At 60.2% G+C, this 17,688-nt stretch carries 14 protein-coding genes and 1 riboswitch; of the genes, 3 read left to right on the forward strand and 11 right to left on the reverse strand.

The genetic code is table 11. The features are described 5' to 3' along the window. Positions 1-82: 82 nt before the first annotated feature. The 5 genes from lipB to sucB all read right to left on the reverse strand — a co-directional run bounded on the left by lipB (position 83) and on the right by sucB (position 7,668). Positions 83-886, reverse strand: coding sequence for a lipoyl(octanoyl) transferase LipB (lipB, locus tag QP884_RS00395; protein ID WP_284820113.1), 804 nt, complete (start codon positions 884-886; stop codon positions 83-85). 80 nt (positions 887-966) lie between these two features. Continuing rightward, positions 967-1,359: a glycine cleavage system protein GcvH gene (gene gcvH, locus QP884_RS00400; protein WP_005324433.1), complete on the reverse strand. Its 393-nt coding sequence runs from the start codon at positions 1,357-1,359 to the stop codon at positions 967-969. A 36-nt stretch (positions 1,360-1,395) separates the two neighbouring features. After that, positions 1,396-2,508 carry a glycine cleavage system aminomethyltransferase GcvT gene (gene gcvT / locus QP884_RS00405; RefSeq protein ID WP_284820115.1) on the reverse strand — a complete coding sequence of 371 codons (1,113 nt, stop codon included), beginning with the start codon at positions 2,506-2,508 and terminating at the stop codon, positions 1,396-1,398. A 2-nt stretch (positions 2,509-2,510) separates the two neighbouring features. Beyond that, positions 2,511-5,354: an aminomethyl-transferring glycine dehydrogenase gene (gene gcvP, locus QP884_RS00410; RefSeq protein WP_284820116.1), complete on the reverse strand. Its 2,844-nt coding sequence runs from the start codon at positions 5,352-5,354 to the stop codon at positions 2,511-2,513. 292 nt (positions 5,355-5,646) lie between these two features. Next, positions 5,647-7,668 carry a 2-oxoglutarate dehydrogenase, E2 component, dihydrolipoamide succinyltransferase gene (gene sucB / locus QP884_RS00415; protein ID WP_284820118.1) on the reverse strand — a complete coding sequence of 674 codons (2,022 nt, stop codon included), beginning with the start codon at positions 7,666-7,668 and terminating at the stop codon, positions 5,647-5,649. Positions 7,669-7,793: 125 nt separating this feature from the next. On the opposite strand from sucB, the gene QP884_RS00420 reads away from it, so the two are divergent. Then, complete coding sequence (locus tag QP884_RS00420; RefSeq protein WP_204608291.1) at positions 7,794-8,204, forward strand: oxidoreductase; 411 nt, start codon at positions 7,794-7,796, stop codon at positions 8,202-8,204. Here the strand turns inward: QP884_RS00420 and thiC are convergent. From thiC to QP884_RS00435, 3 genes are all read right to left on the reverse strand, one after another. Continuing rightward, on the reverse strand, positions 8,196-9,977 hold the full coding sequence (gene thiC / locus QP884_RS00425) for a phosphomethylpyrimidine synthase ThiC (RefSeq protein WP_284820120.1): 1,782 nt from the start codon (positions 9,975-9,977) through the stop codon (positions 8,196-8,198). The genes QP884_RS00420 and thiC overlap by 9 nt on opposite strands. Beyond that, positions 9,976-10,086, reverse strand: a riboswitch (TPP riboswitch). Its footprint overlaps the gene before it by 2 nt. A gap of 316 nt (positions 10,087-10,402) precedes the next feature. After that, entirely contained in the window at positions 10,403-10,939 is a 537-nt protein-coding gene (locus QP884_RS00430) for an isochorismatase family protein (protein ID WP_284820122.1), read from the reverse strand. Between the two features lie 38 nt (positions 10,940-10,977). Then, complete coding sequence (locus QP884_RS00435) at positions 10,978-12,465, reverse strand: leucyl aminopeptidase (protein WP_284820123.1); 1,488 nt, start codon at positions 12,463-12,465, stop codon at positions 10,978-10,980. A gap of 103 nt (positions 12,466-12,568) precedes the next feature. Between QP884_RS00435 and QP884_RS00440 the strand changes: the two genes are divergently transcribed. Beyond that, positions 12,569-13,666 (forward strand): branched-chain amino acid aminotransferase, encoded by a 1,098-nt coding sequence (locus QP884_RS00440; RefSeq protein ID WP_434736440.1) that lies wholly within the window; start codon positions 12,569-12,571, stop codon positions 13,664-13,666. Between the two features lie 7 nt (positions 13,667-13,673). Here the strand turns inward: QP884_RS00440 and QP884_RS00445 are convergent, their stop codons facing one another. Further along, positions 13,674-14,468 carry a nicotinate-nucleotide--dimethylbenzimidazole phosphoribosyltransferase gene (locus QP884_RS00445; RefSeq protein WP_284820125.1) on the reverse strand — a complete coding sequence of 265 codons (795 nt, stop codon included), beginning with the start codon at positions 14,466-14,468 and terminating at the stop codon, positions 13,674-13,676. Positions 14,469-14,479: 11 nt separating this feature from the next. After that, the gene (locus QP884_RS00450; RefSeq protein ID WP_284820127.1) at positions 14,480-15,172 is read right to left on the reverse strand and encodes a DUF3043 domain-containing protein; all 693 of its coding nucleotides are present in this window, start codon (positions 15,170-15,172) and stop codon (positions 14,480-14,482) included. A 141-nt stretch (positions 15,173-15,313) separates the two neighbouring features. On the opposite strand from QP884_RS00450, the gene QP884_RS00455 reads away from it, so the two are divergent. Further along, positions 15,314-15,658: a HesB/IscA family protein gene (locus tag QP884_RS00455; protein ID WP_005324455.1), complete on the forward strand. Its 345-nt coding sequence runs from the start codon at positions 15,314-15,316 to the stop codon at positions 15,656-15,658. Positions 15,659-15,722: 64 nt separating this feature from the next. Here QP884_RS00455 and asnB read toward each other — a convergent pair whose 3' ends face one another. Next, positions 15,723-17,645 (reverse strand): asparagine synthase (glutamine-hydrolyzing), encoded by a 1,923-nt coding sequence (gene asnB, locus QP884_RS00460; protein WP_284820129.1) that lies wholly within the window; start codon positions 17,643-17,645, stop codon positions 15,723-15,725. Positions 17,646-17,688 lie beyond the last annotated feature (43 nt).

A 17,688-nucleotide genomic window follows, 5' to 3' on the forward strand; every position in this document is an offset into this window, starting at 1 on the left:
TTGATGGTGGTGATGGCTAATAGCTCTTCTAGGTATATGTCGCCGCAGTCACATCCTATTCCGCGCCAGCCCCGAACGAGGGCTACTGCTGCGCTTGCCGACGCCTCTCCCGTGCCCTTTCATTAGCCAGCTTCGTGGGATCCGGGGCTGAGCCGAAGGTGTGGTCGGCAACGATGAGGCGGCCCGAGAGGGCGTCGTCCAGCGCTTGCAACAGCGGCTGGGTGGCATCCTCGAGGGTGACGTGGTGGCCCAGTTCTAGGGACAGGGTGGTCACGTCGGCGTCATCGATGCCGCAGGCCACGATGTGGTCGTAGTACTCCAGCGTATTGCAGCAATTGAGCGCCAAGCCGTGCATGGTCACCCCGCGGGTAATGCGGATGCCCAGCGCGGCAATCTTGCGGTCGCGTTTCGGGGCAGCCGGGTCCTTGGCCTGGGTGGTGGAGGGGACCCAGACGCCCGAGCGGCCGTCGATGCGCCCAGCGGTGGTCACTCCCATCTGGCGAACCGTCTGGATGGTGGCTTCCTCCAAGCGGCGGACATAGTCGACGACGTCGACAGGCTCAGCCAGCTTGATAATGGGGTAGATGACCAGCTGGCCCTCGCCATGCCAGGTAATGCGCCCGCCGCGGTCCACGGTGATAACGGGCAGGCCATTATCGGGCATATCCTCTGGCTGGGTGCGCTTGCCGGCGGTATAGATATTGGGGTGCTCAACCACGAGCACCACGTCGCCCTGCTCGCCCTTGGCGCGGGCGGCCGCTACCTCGGCCTGGTAATCCCACGCCTCTTGGTAGTCCATTCGGCCCAGGAAACGGACCTCTAGTGGCTTATCGGAGGCGCGGATGGAGCGCTCGGCGGGGAAGAAGGGATCGCGTGGTGCAGTCATAGCCTCAAAGTTTCCTCTGGTGCGGTGGGCAAAGCAAAGCGGGAGGATGCGCGTGGCACACCCTCCCGCGTGGGGCCGAATTAGTCTAGGCCGTTGGCAGATGCGTAGGCGGCGGCATCCATGAGCTCGCCTGCCTCATCTACCTCGACCTCGAAGAGCCAGCCCTCACCGAACGGGTCGTTGTTGATGACGGCGTAGTCATCGTGTACGGCCTCGTTGACGGCCTTGACGGTGCCGGTGACAGGGGAGTAGAGGTCAGAGACGGACTTGGTGGATTCGACCTCGCCACAGGACTCGCCGGCGGTCACGGTATCGCCCACCTCCGGTAGCTCAGCAAAGACAACCTCGCCCAAGCGATCGGCAGCGACGGAGGTAATGCCGATGCGCACGGTAGCGCCAGCGACGGCGTCAGCGGTGGCGTTGACCCACTCGTGGTCTTCGGAGTAGGAGAAATCTTGTGGAAGGGTAGCCATGGTGATGTAGTCCTTTCGGGCTGGTTGAGAAGATGTTTACTTATCGCGCTTGTAGAACGGCAACGCGGTTACTTCAAAAGGATAGCGCTTGCCGCGGATCTCTACTTCGACTTCGGTGCCGGGCTCGAGTTCGGCGCTGGTTTCCAGCAGCGCGATGGCCACTGGGTGTCCCAGGGTGGGGGAAGGCTGACCGGAGGTGACGGTTCCGACCTTCTTGTCTCCCACGAGTACTTCGGCGCCGGCGCGCGCGGCGCGGCGCTGCGTGGAGGTGAGGCCGGTGATCGCCACCTGCGGGCCGTCGGCGGCGCGCTGGCGGATGACCTCGGCGCCGACGAAATCGGCCTCCTTCTTGGCAAAGGCACGGGCCATGCCCGCCTCTACCGGGGTGATATCGCGAGAGAGCTCGTTGCCGTAGAGCGGCATGCCGGCCTCGAGGCGCAGGGAATCGCGGGCGGCAAGGCCGCACGGCTTGATGTCATACTCTTCACCGGCCTTGAGCAATTCCTCCCACAGCTGTGGGGCATCGGAGTTATACACGATGAGCTCGAAGCCATCCTCACCGGTGTAGCCGGTGCGCGCGATAATGGCGAACGTGCGCGCTACCTTGCCCATGGTGGCAGCGTAGTAGCCGAGGTTATACACCTCGTCCTGCTTATTGTCTTCTACCAGCGGCACGAGGATTTCTGCGGCCTTAGGGCCCTGGACGGCGATCATGGCGACGTCACGGGACTCGTTCTTCAGGGTTACATCGAAGTCCTCGGCGCGCTTATTGAGCTCGTCCCATACGGTATCAGCGTTGCCGGCATTCGGGACGACGAGGAATTTATCCTCTTCAAAGCGGTAGGTAATCAGGTCATCGATGATGCCGCCGTCTTCAGCGGCAATCATGGAGTACTTGGCCTTGCCCACTTTGAGGGGCTCAAAGTTAGAGATGAAGGCATAGGACAAGAACTTGCCGGCGTCCGAGCCGTTGACCCAGATTTCGCCCATGTGGGATAGGTCAAAGAGGCCAGCGGTGCTGCGCACCGCGCGGTGCTCGTCCAGCTCGTTCTGGTACTTCAAGGGCATGTTCCACGGGCCGAAGGCCGTGAAAGTGGCGCCGAGCTTTTCGTGCTCGGCATGAAGCGGGGAGGTGAGTAGGTCGGTCATGTTTACTCCTCAGAATCGTCGATGTCGAAAGCTTCTGGTGGTGGGCAGCTGCAGACCAGGTTGCGGTCGCCGTAGGCCTCGTCGATGCGGCGCACCGGCGGGAAGTACTTGTAGCTGTGGCGCAGGGATTTCACCGGCCACGCTGCCTTTTCGCGGCTGAAGGAGAACTCCCACGCATCGGCGCCGACGGACTCCGCGGTAAATGGCGCATGGTGGATAACGGAGCCTTCGTAGGAAACCTCGCCGTCGATGATCTCTTGGATCTCCGCGCGGATGGTGCGCATAGCCTCAATGAAGCGGTCCAGCTCGCCCAGGTCTTCCGACTCGGTGGGCTCGACCATGAGGGTTCCGGCCACCGGGAAGGCGAGGGTCGGGGCATGGAAACCAAAGTCCACGAGGCGCTTGGCTACGTCGGCTGCGGTGACCCCGGAGGCGTCGGTAAGCGCGCGCAGATCCAGGATGCATTCGTGCGCAACCAAGTCAGCGTTGCCGGTGTAGAGCACAGGGAAAGAATCTTCCAAGGACTTGGCCAGGTAGTTCGCGCCCAAAATCGCGTGCGCGGAGGCCTGCGCCAGTCCCTGTGCACCGGTCATAGCAAGGTACGCCCAGGAAATCGGCAGCACACCCGCCGAGCCGTACTTGGTATTGGTAATTGGCACGCCCTGACCTACCGGGGTAGCGGTGGTGGCATCCAGCTGCGGATCCGCGGCGTTGGTGGGCAGGAAGGGGATGAGGTGCTCGGCCACTGCAACCGGACCCACGCCCGGGCCGCCACCGCCATGCGGAATGGTAAAGGTCTTGTGCAGGTTGAGGTGGGAAACATCGCCGCCGAACTGGCCGGGGCGGGCCCAGCCGGTCAGCGCGTTCATATTCGCACCGTCGATATAGACCTGGCCGCCCACCGCATGGACCTTATCGCATACGTCGCGGACCTCGGGGTCAAAGACACCGTGGGTGGACGGGTAGGTCACCATGATGCCGGCGATGTGGTTGCCGTGCTTGGCAATCTTCTCATCCAAATCTGCCAGGTCAATAGAGCCGTCCTCGGCGGTCTTGACCACAACAACGCGCAGGTTAGCCAGCGTTGCCGAGGCCGCATTGGTGCCGTGCGCGGAGGCCGGAATGAGCACCACATCGCGCTCGTTATCGCCATTAGCTACGTGGTAGCGGCGGATGGCCAAAAGACCCGCCAGCTCGCCCTGGGAACCGGCATTGGGCTGGATGGAGACCTTGGCGTAGCCGGTAACCTCGGCCAGCCAGCCCTCAATCTCTTCTACCAAGGCGCGCCAGCCGGTGGTCGTTTCCTCTGGTGCGTAGGGGTGGATTCCGGCAAACTCCGGCCAGGAAATGGGCTCCATGGCCGCGGTGGGGTTAAGCTTCATCGTGCAAGAGCCCAGCGGGATCATGGTGCGGTCGAGCGCCAAGTCCTTATCGGCCAGCATGCGCAGGTAGCGCAGCATCTGGGTCTCGGAGTGAATGCGGTTGAAGATCTCGTGTTGGAGCGGCTCCTCCCCGCGCTGCAGGTTCTCCGGCAGGACAAAGTCGGCCTCAGCAGCCTCGGCGCCGAAGGCGTGGGCGAGCTTAGCGACGTCCTCCTTGGTCGCCGACTCACCAAAGGACACCGATACCTTGTCCTCGCCGATGGTACGCACGAGGTAGCCCTCCTTCTGGAGGTCAGCCTTGATGGTGGCGGCGTCTACGCTGGCGACGGTAACGGTATCGAAGAAGTCCTCGGACACGAGTTGCTTTCCAGCATCCTTGACGGACTGCGCAAAGGAGGAAGCGAGCGCGTGGACGCGCTGGGCAATGGCCTTGAGACCTTGCGGACCGTGGTAGACGGCGTACATGGACGCGACATTGGCCAGCAGCGCCTGCGCAGTACAAATATTAGAGGTAGCGCGTTCACGGCGAATGTGCTGCTCGCGGGTCTGCAGCGCTAGGCGGTAAGCGGGGCGACCATCCGCGTCCTTGGACACGCCCACGATGCGGCCAGGCATCTGGCGCTTCAGCTTTTCCGTGACCGCCATGTAGGCAGCGTGCGGGCCGCCGAAGAAGAGCGGAACGCCAAAGCGCTGGGAAGAACCGAGCACAATATCGGCGCCCAGCGAGCCAGGTGCCTCCAGCAGGAGCAAAGAAAGCGGGTCAGTGGCCACGGTAGCCAGAGCGCCGCGAGTGTGCAGCTCCTCGATGATGGTGGAGGGGTCAAAGATATCGCCCTCGGTACCGGTGTAGGCGATTACTGCGCCGATGAGATCCTCGCCCACGAGGCCTTCGCGCAGGTCTACGATTTCTACCTCGAGGTCAATCGCGCGGGCGCGCTCCGCGGCGACGGTAAGCACCTGCGGGTGCAGGCGAGAATCCAGCACCACGCGGCGCCCCTTCTTGACCGCGCGGGACATAAGCCCCACGGCTTCCGCGGTGGCAGAAGCCTCATCCAGCAAGGATGCATTGGCGATGGGCAGACCGGTCAGGGACTCAATCATGGTCTGGAAGTTCAACAGCGCTTCAAGACGACCCTGGGAGATCTCTGGCTGATACGGGGTATAGGCGGTGTACCATCCCGCATCTTCCAATAAACCGCGGCGGATGACCGCGGGGGTGAGGGTGTCAGAAAAGCCTTGTCCATAGAAGGACTTCAGCACGGTGTTCTGGTCGGCGTACTCCCGCAATGTAGCCTGCGCCTCATCTTCCGAGAGTGCCTCCGGAAGCTGAGGCAGTTCTGCGGCGCGGATCTTTGACGGAATGGCGGCATCGACCAGCGCGTCCACGCTGTCGTAGCCTACCTTCGCAAGCATGGTGGCCTGCTCCGCAGAATCCGGCCCTAGGTGGCGGGAGATGAATTCCATGTCAGTGAGACTCCTTAATAGGGGGACAGTGGCTGTAACCGCCCCAATTATATGTTTAGCAATGGGTGAACCGATCCCCCTTTGGAAACTTTTATGCAGCGCGTCACTGTGTAGGGCGGCGCTTAGTGCGCTCACCATGGGCTTAGGGGCAAAGCTCCCTCAACACCTCGAATAAAAGAGAATGGATTAGTCCGGTGATTTTGGATCCATCACCCCCACTTGGCACCCCAGAATAGCTAAAGCCTCTTAGCCCCACAGCGGGGCTAAGAGGCTTTAAGCGGCGATAGAACCTTTAGACTTCGAGGTCTGCCTGGAAGTCTGCGGTCTGCAGGCGATCCTTGATGGTGGTAATGAAGCGGCCTGCGTCCGCACCGTCAACTACCTGGTGATCGTAGGTGAATGGCAGGTAGCACATCTGGCGGATGGCGATGGCGTCCTGGCCGTTCTCATTGACAACGACTGGGCGCTTCTCAATAGCCGCGGTGCCCAGGATGCCGGCCTGTGGCGGAACCAAGATCGGGGTATCGAGCATGGCGCCCTCGGAACCGATGTTGGTCACGGTGAAGGTAGCACCGGTGAGATCGTTCGGCTTCAGCTTGTTATTGCGGGCCTTATCGGCCAGCTCTGCAATCTGCTGAGCGATCTGCGGCAGGGTCATGTCCTGTGCCTTGTGGATGACCGGGGTGAGCAGGCCCTTCGGGGTGTCAACGGCGATAGCGATGTTGACGTCCGAGTGGTAGGTCATCTCCTTGGTCTCTGGGTTATAAGACGCATTGACGTTCGGGTGGGAGACCAGAGCCTCGGCGGTAGCCTTCACGATGAATGGCAGGAAGGACAGGTTGGCACCGTGCTTGTCGATGAACGCCTGCTTGTTCTTCTTGCGCATATCCCAGATGGCAGTCATGTCGACTTCCTGGACGTGGGTCAGCTGCGCGGAAATCTGCAGTGCTTCGACCATCTTGGCGGCGGTGATTTCGCGGATGCGGTTGACCTTCTGGGTGGTGCCGATGAGCTCCTGCTTGGCCGGATCCACGGACTTGGTGGACCAACGTGCGCGAGGGGAGTTATCGGACTGTGCGCCAGACTTGGCAGGTGCATCGCTCTCGCCAGCAGCGGCGAGCACGTCCTGCTTGCGGATGCGGCCGCCCACGCCGGTGCCCTCAACGGTGTTGAGGTCTACGCCGTGCTTTTCAGCCAGCTTGCGTACCAGTGGGGTGACATAAGGAACGTTGTCGCCATTGTTGACCTTGGCAGAGGTGTTCAGGGAGGAATCCTGCTTGGACTCCTTCTTTTCCTCAGCCTTTGGTTCTGGCTTCTTCTCTTCCTTTTCTTCTGCCTTGGGCTCTTCCTTCTTTTCTTCCTGTGGCTCTGGCTTGGTCTCGGAGGAGGATGCGGTGGCGTTTTCGTCGCCGATGCGGGCGATGACTTCGCCCACCTCGATGGTGTCGTCCTCGTCGGCGAGGATTTCTACCAGGGTGCCTGCTACTGGGGAAGGAATTTCGGTGTCGACCTTGTCGGTGGAGACCTCGAGCAGTGGTTCGTCTACCTCGACGGTGTCGCCGACGGACTTGAGCCACTGGGTGATGGTGCCTTCGGTGACGGACTCGCCGAGTTCTGGCATTTCCACGTCGGCTGCGTCGCCGGAGCCGCCGTTGGAGGAGTCAGCCTTCGGCTCTTCCTTCTTTTCTTCCTGCGGCTCTGGCTTGGTCTCGGAGGAGGATGCGGTGGCGTTTTCGTCGCCGATGCGGGCGATGACTTCGCCCACCTCGATGGTGTCGTCCTCGTCGGCGAGGATTTCTACCAGGGTGCCTGCTACTGGGGAAGGAATTTCGGTGTCGACCTTGTCGGTGGAGACCTCGAGCAGTGGTTCGTCTACCTCGACGGTGTCGCCGACGGACTTGAGCCACTGGGTGATGGTGCCTTCGGTGACGGACTCGCCGAGTTCTGGCATTTCCACGTCGGCTGCGTCGCCGGAGCCGCCGTTGGAGGAGTCAGCCTTCGGCTCTTCCTTCTTTTCTTCTGCTTCTTCCTCGCCCTTGTCAGCGGAGGAGTCGTTGGATGCGGAGCCTGCCTCATCCTCGTCACCGATGATGGCGATGACTTCGCCAACCTCGATGGTGTCATCCTCGTCAGCCTTAATTTCAACAATGGTGCCGGCTACGGGGGAGGGGATTTCGGTATCGACCTTGTCGGTGGAGACCTCGAGCAATGGTTCGTCTACCTCGACGGTATCGCCGACGGACTTGAGCCACTGCGTGATGGTGCCTTCGGTTACGGATTCGCCCAGCTCGGGCATCTCAACGGAGTTCGCCATGAGTTATAAGACTCCTCGAAAGTTGGAAGTTTTCTATCGCTACCCGACAATCTTACAGCGTGATGCTCACCCTCGTGCAGATGTGGGGTTAGTAACTACCCTCCTTCCGGGTAAGCTAGGCAATTATGTTCAACCCTTTCCGCCGCAATAAGTCCAGATCGTCGCTGCGACCACCCCGCGGACCGGGGGAGACCGTCCGCCCGGAAGACGCGCAGGATCTGCAACAATGGGCCGCCGGAAAGGCTTTTGTAGAAGCCTTTGTGGAGCCGGAAACGGTAGTCAATGAGATGTCCGTTGTCGTTGTGGATGAAAACGGCGATTTTATCCGGCGCCGTATTGGCGGACCGAAAGGCATTGATGCGGTGGCCAAACTATTGAGCTGCGATATTTATGATGTAGAAGAAACCGGCTATCCGCAGCGCATGCGCGATCGCATGGAAAGGCAGCGCATCTTGCGCAAAAGGGAAGAGCAAAGGCAACGCCGCGCCCGATTTGAGCGCGGCGAAAATCCCGATACAGGGCGAGAGCTAAGCTAGGTCAGCATCCTCGCGTAAATAAATTTGAGACCCGTTGCGGCGGAATTCGGCGGATTTTTCCTGCATACCTTCCTCTGGTGCTGAGCCGTGGGCTGCCGCGCGGACCTGGTCGCCCAGCGTCGGCATGCCCAGCTCGGCCATTTGCCCGCCGAACATCTCGCGGATGTCTTGGCTAATGCGCATGGAGCAGAACTTCGGCCCACACATGGAACAAAAGTGTGCGGTCTTTGCTGGCTCAGCAGGCAACGTTTCATCGTGATAGGCCTGCGCGGTCTCTGGGTCGAGGGAGAGCGCAAATTGGTCATTCCAGCGAAATTCAAAGCGGGCCTTGCTCATGGCATCGTCCCAAGCGCGGGCGCCTGGATGTCCCTTGGCAACGTCCGCTGAATGCGCCGCAATCTTATAAGTAATGACGCCAGTTTTTACATCATCGCGGTTGGGCAGTCCCAAGTGCTCCTTCGGCGTGACATAGCACAACATGGCTGTACCACCCATTGCGATATGGGCGGCACCGATGGCGGAAGTGATGTGATCATAGCCAGGGGCGATATCGGTAACTAGAGGGCCGAGGGTATAGAAGGGGGCATCTGAAGCCCAGTCCTGTTCGAGTTCGTTGTTTTCTTGAATCATGTTGAGCGGCACGTGTCCGGGGCCTTCCACCATGACTTGGACGTCATACTCCCAGGCACGGCGGGTAAGCTCGCCGATAGTCTTTAGCTCTGCAAATTGGGCGGCGTCGTTAGCATCGGCAAGGCTGCCGGGGCGCAGGCCGTCGCCAAGTGAAAATGCAACATCGTATTGAGCGAAAATCTCGCACAGCTCATCGAAGTGCTCGTACAGAAATGACTCTTTGTGGTGAGCAAGGCACCATCCCGCCATGATGGAGCCACCGCGGCTGACAATGCCGGTCACGCGATTGCTTGCTAGCGGTACATACGCCAAGAGCACACCGGCGTGAATGGTCATATAGTCCACACCCTGTTCGCATTGCTCGATGACGGTATCGCGGAAGATTTCCCAGGTCAGATCCTCTGCCACGCCATTGACTTTTTCCAATGCTTGGTAAATAGGCACGGTGCCAATGGGAACTGGGGAATTGCGCAGAATCCACTCGCGGGTGGTGTGGATATCGTCACCAGTGGAAAGATCCATTACGGTGTCCGCGCCCCACTGGGTAGCCCAGCGCAGTTTGGACACTTCTTCCTCGATGGAGGAGGTAACCGCGGAGTTACCAATATTGGCGTTGATTTTGGTGAGAAATTTTCGCCCAATGATCATGGGCTCAGACTCGGGGTGGTTGACATTATTAGGGATAATGGCGCGGCCGCGAGCTACCTCAGCGCGAACGAATTCTGGATCGCAATGCTCACGTAGTGCTACGAATTCCATTTCGCGGGTGATGATTCCTTGGCGGGCGTAGTGCATTTGAGTTACGCGGCGCCCGGGCTGAGCCTTAAGCGGCGGGCGCTTAGAGCCTTTCCACTCTTGGGAAGACGCCCCGCGGCGCTGTGCGGCACGTCCATCGTCAGCCAGCTCGCGGCCGCGACCGGCGTACTTTTTGGTATCTCCGCGCTCGCTAATCCACTCGCTGCGCAGGGCCGGTAGCCCCACTTCAGGTGCGCATTCTGGCCCACGCGTGCGGTAGACGCGGAAGGGCTCATTGGGGCCTTGTGGGGAATCATCCAGTTGGATTTCGGTCTCTGGAACTTCTAGACCGTCGTGGTGAATGGGGGAATAGGAATGCTTAGGGTGGTTTTCTGGGGCAGCCGTCATGGCAAGCGCTCCTCTCTTCCTTCGTAGGTATTAACCAAACAGGTTCGAACGGTCTATGCGCAGCTTTAGCGCACTCTCAGCCCGTGCTCGGGCACCCGTGGGGACGCAGATCACCCTATAACAATCGTCTCGCATAGCGCAGAGCTTTCGCCATTTGGGTGGAGACGCATTTGTCGAGGTGAGGTAGTAGGAGCCTTGGTGGCACAATTCAACAGGAAACTTTCAGGTACTTGACACCCGGATCCAATATCGGCATTCCATACTTAATTCATGCGTTTGAGAGAGCGCATGCGAGAGAGATAGAGAGAACCCCTCCCGTTTCCAGAGGGCGGCTACTTTAGCCGATACATGGAAACACCTTGTAGAGAGACGCCAGCGGCCCTCGGACCACATTTGGTTCGAGGGCCGTAGGCGTTTTCGCGTGTCTAGCAGATGGTGGCGCCGGCAGCGGCCAATTCCTGCAACGCGGCTTCGCCGCGTGCTTCGTCCACTGGGGAGCAATATTCACGCAGTACGCGGACGGTAAAGCCCTCTTTAAGAGCGTCGGCGGCCGTGGCGCGCACGCAGTGATCGGTGGCAATGCCCACGATATCCACGGCGTCTACGTTGTGCTCGCGCAACCAGTCAGCGAGCAAGGTACCGTTCGCAGCGCCCTCGAATCCGGAATAGGCGGCGGTGTATTCGCCCTTGCGGAAGTAGGCTTGCGCCGGCCCGATGGCCTCATGCATGGCAGCTCCATGGGACTCGGCTACGCAGTGCACGGGCCAGGAATCCACAAAATCCGGGTTCTTAGAAAAGTGAGAACCCGGATCGATGTGCCAATCCTGCGTGGCTACGACGGTTTCGTAGTCCTGTTGCAGGGAGGCGATTTTTGCAGCGACCTCATTGCCCCGCTCGGTGCCTAAGGCGCCGCCGGGGCAGAAGTCATGTTGTACGTCAACGATGATTAAAGCAGGCTTCATGCTTCTAGGATTCTAAACGCACTAAGCCTATTGAGGTGCTACTTTGATTCAGCAATCTCGCGCAGGGCAGCAATTACCGTGCGAGTGGGCACGCCGGTGCCCATCTTCGGGGTGTATCCATAAGCGCCCGTGGTGTTGAAGGAAGGGCCAGCCACATCGATATGGGCCCATTCGATTCCCTCGCCCACGAAGTGCTGGAGGTAGGTGCCGGCGTATTCCATGCCGCCCTCACGCTTGGCGTTGATATTGCGGATATCGGCGCTGGCGGACTTCACGGATTCTTCGTGTTCTTCTAGCAAAGGCATTGCCCATGCCTTTTCGCCCACCTCGCGGCCAATTGCGGCTATGCGGTCGCGGAAGTCTTCCGAGCCCATCACACCGGCGGTGCGCTCGCCCAGGGCGACCATCTGGGCGCCGGTCAAGGTAGCGGTTTCAATGAGGTAATCGGGGTTGTCCTCGCTGGCGCGCGCAATGGCGTCGGCAAGCACGAGGCGTCCCTCCGCGTCAGTGTTGAGTACCTCGGAGGTAATGCCGCCGTAGTGGGTGATGACGTCACCCGGGCGGGTGGCATCGCTGCCCGGCATGTTTTCTGCCAGCGGCAGGGTAGCGGTGATGCCCACCTTGAGGTCCAGCTTTGCCGCAGCGATGATGGCAGCGGCCATTGCAGCGGAACCGCCCATGTCAGAAATCATGTCCCACATCTTGGCCCCCGGCTTCAGGGAAATTCCGCCGGTATCAAAGGTAATGCCCTTGCCTACTAGGGCGACGTGGCGCTTGGCCTTCTTCGGCTTCCAGCTCAAGCGGACCAAGCGCGGCGGGCGGGCGGAGCCGCGGCCGACGGCCATGATGCCGCCAAAGCCCTGCTTTTCCAGTGCCTCTTCGTCCAAGACCTCGACTTCAAGGCCGGCTTCTGCCGCTTGGGCAGACAGGAACGCGGCGTAGGTTTCTGGGTAGAGCAGGTTGGAAGGGGTATTGACGAGGTCGCGGGCGATGAGAACGGACTCAGCGGTAATCTTGGCGCTGTCGAATTCCTCTTGTGCGGACTTCTCCGCCACCACGGTGTAAGTGGTGGTCTCCGCGGCCGACTCAGAGCGCAGGCCAGAGTACTTATAGCCGCCGAGGATGAGGCCTTCTACCACTGGGGCGACCCCAAAATCGCCTAGCGAGGTGGCTACGGCCCCCACCTTGGTGATGGAACGCGCGGCCTGGCCGGCAGCGCGACGCAGCGTCTCATCGTCTACTTCTTCCGCATCGCCCAAGCCAACGGCGATAATGGAGGCCACGCCGGCCTTAGTCGGAGCCGGCACGCGCGTAACCTCACCGGCCTTGCCAGAGGCACCTACGGCCACCAGTGCTTCATAGGTGGAGCGCAGCGCTGCGCCCCCAAGCAGATCGGTGCCTGGCAGCTCAAGGCCGCCTTCGCCCTCGAATGCCGCGATCAGCAGTGCTTCCGCCTTCTTAGGAACCTTCTTTCCCAGCTTTACCTGGGGAAAGGGGCCGCGTGCGGGTAGATCGGTCTGTGCCATTGTGTCCTCCTTTATGGAAAGGCTTATCAATCTTCCCTCCACTGTACCGCGCGGCGCTGAACTTATTCCTGCCTCGCTATAGATAAAGGGGTAGATTGTGGGCATGCTTGATTACACGATTACTCGTACCGATAACCCCACGTCCGCGGAAGAATTGAGCGATATCCTCGCCAACCCCGGCTTTGGCAAGCACTTTACGGACCACATGGTCACCATTGACTGGTCCGAAGAAAAGGGCTGGCACGATGCTCAGGTGCGCCCGTACGGACCGATGACCATGGAACCTGCCAGCAACGTATTTCATTATGGGCAGGCAATCTTTGAGGGCATCAAGGCCTACCGTCAGCCGGATGGTTCTATTGCTACCTTCCGGCCGGACCACAATGCGCAGCGCTTTATCAATTCTGCTGAGCGCTTGGCTATGCCCGAGCTTCCGCAGGAAGATTTCATTGAGTCCCTGCGCCAATTGGTGGAGGTGGATCAGGACTGGGTACCGGAAGCCGGTGGGGAAGCGGCGCTGTATCTGCGCCCGTTTATGATCTCCACCGAGGTCTCCTTGGGTGTTCACCCCGCCAATTCCTACCGCTATGTGCTCATTGCCTCCCCAGCGGGTTCCTACTTCAGCGGCGGGATCAAGCCGGTTTCGGTGTGGCTATCCACCGACTACGTGCGCGCAGCCCCTGGCGGCACCGGCGCGGCCAAGTTTGCGGGCAACTACGCAGGCTCGCTCTTGGCGCAGGCCCAGGCAGATGAAAAGGGCTGTGACCAGGTGGTCTGGTTGGACGCCATTGAGCGCCGTTACATCGAGGAGATGGGCGGAATGAACCTGATGTTTGTGTATGGCTCTGGTGATAGCGCGGAGATTGTTACACCAGAACTATCGGGATCCTTGCTGCCCGGCATTACCCGCGAATCGCTATTGCAGGTAGCGCAGGATTTGGGCTACAAGGTCACCGAGCGCCGCATTACTACCGAAGAGTGGCAGCGCGATGCCGAATCCGGCGCTATGTCAGAGGCCTTTGCTTGTGGCACTGCCGCGGTTATTACGCCGGTGGGTCACGTAATGGGAGATTCTGCGGATTTCCAGGTCAATGGGAATGAAGCGGGTGAGATCACCATGGCCCTGCGCGAGCGCCTCACCGGAATCCAGCGCGGCGCAGTGGAGGATACCCACGGTTGGCTCCATACCCTAGTGAAGTAGTCCCCGCTTAGGCGTCCGCGGCGATCTCCACTCCGGTGAGCAGCAGTGGCAGCGCCGCGAGGGCACCGAGCGCAGGTTGTGGCTCCATTCCCAGTTCCAGCAGGGGGTGGAGCCCTAGCTTTTCCAGTGCCAACTTGTGCGCAGGGGCAGTGGATAGGGAGGTGGCGAAGAGCCAGTCTTTCACACCGGGATTATCGCGCTCAGCAAGAAGCGCGGCGGTGGCGGTCAAGGGGGCGTCGATAAGCAGGGGCGTACGGCGCTCCGCGGCTCGGGCAATGAACCCCACCGCGGCTGCTAGCACCGTGGACTGGCACGATTCCACCAGCTCCATGCCCTCGAGGTTGCGGGCGCGGAACATAGCGTCCCGGATAGCGCAAACCTCGCGTTTCCAGTCTTCCACGCTGCGCTGCTTGCCGACGATCACTACCGGCTCCGTCTGCGTCATAGTTGCCATTACCACGGCCGGTACTCGGGCGAGCTCTTCGCCGCCGGGAATCAGTAGGTCAGCCCCGGCATCAATTTCCGCATCCGCTGTTGCGGCTCCAAGGCTGTAGGCCTGGGAATAATCCGTCACGGTGACTACATTCAGCCCGGCCTCGGCGCGACGCGCAGCGGTCTCAGCGGCCGAAAGCGAGGTCTCTTGATCCGCGAAAATCACGGCCCGCACGCGCCGCGGCTCATGGGCAGGGGCCGCGCCTTGGCAAGCAGCCAGCCATTGAGCGGCGTCGGTCAGGCGCCCCCAAGGGGCGAGCTGTGCGTCCTGTGCGGTGCGTGCCTGCTTATCGGGCTGCGGAATGGCCATGAGTAGTCCCCCTAAACGTCAGCGCCGAGCTCCACGCGGGGGCGCGGGATGCGCCACTTGCGCGGCTGGCTGGCGCGAGAATACGCATAAAAACCAAGGCTAAAGCCGGCTTCGGTCGTGCCGGGGAACTTGGCGCGCACGGCATTATTGCAGCGGCGGGCCAAAATGACGCCCTCGATGGCGAAGATCACGAGGATAACCATCGCTACCGCGTTGATGATTGTTGCAATGCTGGGTACCGCGTAGGTCAAGAACATGACCACGATGAGCACCAAGGCCATCGGCATGACCCAGTTGCTCAGGCTGCGGCGGGCATCCACCCAATCGCGTACATAGGCGCGCACTTGACCCTGGTCGCGGGCGGGCAGGAAGCGCGGATCGCCCTCTGCCATGCGGGCCTGCTGCTCGCGGTTGGCCTGCTGGCGCTCTTGGCGCTCCTTCTTCTTATATTCCTTCCACTCGTCCTTGCTCATGGACTTCTTCATGTCCTTGCGATGCTGGTACCGCTGCGCATCGGACATGCCATGGGGATCGCGCTTTACGCCGCGCGCAATCTCTTGCTCTGCGCGCTTTGGCGTAGGACGACCCTTCGGTGGGGTGTAGCCCTTGCGCTGGGGCACTTCCTGAACTTCTGCCTGAGCTTTGTCCTGTACAGGAGCAGGCTCAGTGGAGGTCTTATCATCTTTTTGCCACGGGAGTTTCACGTTCCTCACACTACAAGGTTTAGGTGTGAATAGGGGAATAGGCCCGGCCCAGATGGTGTTGTAGGTATGGGCTACCTTTTCCCACCTGAACTAACCGGGTAGGGTAGTGGCAACGAATCCAATACTTATTGAGGAGAAGTGATGACCGCTCCAGCTTCCGCAACCGGCGTCATTCTGACTGAAGCAGCAGCCGCAAAGGCAAAGGCGCTGCTTGATCAGGAAGGCCGCGACGATCTCTCCCTGCGCATTGCCGTCCAGCCTGGTGGCTGCGCTGGCCTGCGCTACCAGCTCTACTTTGATGACCGTACCTTGGACGGTGACAAGGTTGACCAGGTAGGCGGCGTAAACCTCGTTGTGGACAAGATGTCCGTTCCCTACCTGACCGGTGCCAAGATTGACTTCGCTGACACCATCGAGTCCCAGGGCTTCACCATTGATAACCCGAATGCCACCGGCTCTTGCGCTTGTGGCGATTCCTTCAACTAAATAGAAGGACAAAAAGAGGGTGGGTGCCACTGGCACCCACCCTCTTTTTGCGTGTGGAAGGCTCTTAGAGCTTGACAGGGTAGTCGCGCTGCTCGATCTGCGGATCGATGCGCTTTTCCACAAAGATGCCGTGCCAAATCATAAAGGACAGCACGGTCCACAAGCGGCGGGAGTGATCGGAAACGCCATCTCGGTGCTCCTTGAGCATCTCGAGAACTTCCTTCTTGTTGAAGATGTCCTCGGTCTGGGATTCATTGATGGTGTCCTGGGCCCAGCCGTATAGCTCATCGCCGGCCAGCCAGTGGCGCATCGGCACAGGGAAGCCCAACTTCTTGCGGTGTAGAACATGCGCCGGGACGATCTGCTCCATGGCCTTGCGCAGGGCGTATTTGGTGGTGCCGTGCGAGATCTTCAGGTCATAAGGGATGGATTCGGCAACCTTGAAGACTTCCTTGTCCAAGAATGGCACGCGCAGCTCCAGCGAGTTGGCCATATTGATTTTATCGGCCTTGACCAGGATGTCACCGCGCATCCAAGTGAATAGATCCAAATGCTGCATGCGGGCAACCGGATCAAAGTCCTTGGATTGGGCGTAGATGGGGGCGGTAACCTCGCGGTGGTCCCATTCGCGCTTTGCCCACGGGATAACGCGCTGCATCTGGTCAAAGTTGAAGGAACGAGCGTTGCCGTAGTAGCGCTCTTCCATCGTCATCGAGCCGCGATTAAGCAGGGACTTGCCCTTCATGCCTTCCGGTAGAACCTGGGAGAGCTTGCCCAGTCCGCGACGAAGCGGCGACGGGATCTTCTCAAACGGCGCGAGGGATAGTGGTTCCTTGTAGATGGTGTAGCCACCAAAGAGCTCGTCCGCGCCCTCGCCGGAAAGAACTACCTTGACATGTTTGCGGGCCTCCTGCGCCACAAAGTACAGCGGCACCAGCGAGGGGTCAGCCACCGGATTGTCCAGGTACCACATGATCTTCGGGATGGACTCGGCATATTCTTCGGGGGAGACAATCTTGACGATGTGCTCCACGCCAATAGCTTCCGCGGACTCTGCCGCGACATCGACCTCAGAATAGCCCTCGCGCTCGAAGCCGGTGGTAAAGGTAAGTAGATCTGGATTGTGGCGCTTGGCCAGGGTGGCAATAGCGGTGGAGTCAATGCCGCCAGATAGGAAGGAACCCACGGTGACGTCGGCACGCATGTGCTTAGCGACGGAATCTTCCAGCGCCTCCGCAATGCGGTTAAATAGCTGCTGCTCTTCGCCTTGCTTTACCTGCTGTACAGGGAAGCGAGGCTTGAAGTAGCGCTCGGCGACAACATCTTCGCCCGGGCGAAGAGTGACAGTGCAGCCGGATTCAACGCGGCGAATATTCGCGTGGAGGGATTCTGGCTCCGGGACGTATTGCAGGTCCACGTAGTGCTCAATGGCGCGACGGTCAAGGTTGAGATCTAGACCGAGCTCATCCGCCATCTCCAAGATGCACTTCATCTCCGAAGCGAAAACGGTGCCTGCCTCGGTAGTGGCGTAATACAGCGGCTTGATGCCAAATTGGTCGCGAGCGGCAAACATCGTCTTGGTGTGGGTGTCCCAGATGACGATGCCGAACATGCCGCGCAGATGGTTGACTACGTCCTTGCCCCAGTGGTGGTAGCCCACCACGATGGGCTCGCCATCGCCCTCGGTGTGGAAGGTGTAGCCGAGGTCCTTGAGTTCCTCGCGCAGCTCCACGTAGTTGTAGACTTCGCCATTAAAGGTCATGGCGTAGCGGTCGGGCTCGTCCTCCGGGCCCCAGCGAAGGGGCTGATGGGAGTGCTCCAAGTCAATAATGGACAGGCGGTTGAAGCCGAAGGCGGCATCGCCGTCATGCCACGTGCCGGCCGCATCTGGGCCGCGGTGGCGCATGCAGGGCAGGGAACGTTCCAGCGCGTCAACGTACTTATCTACGTTGCCCGTGGCGGCGAGCATGCCAAGAAGTCCGCACATGAAAAGATTGCTCCTTATATATAAGCGTCTATTGCTAGTCACC

This window comes from Corynebacterium tuberculostearicum, assembly GCF_030229345.1.
GTDB lineage: Bacteria > Actinomycetota > Actinomycetes > Mycobacteriales > Mycobacteriaceae > Corynebacterium > Corynebacterium tuberculostearicum_G.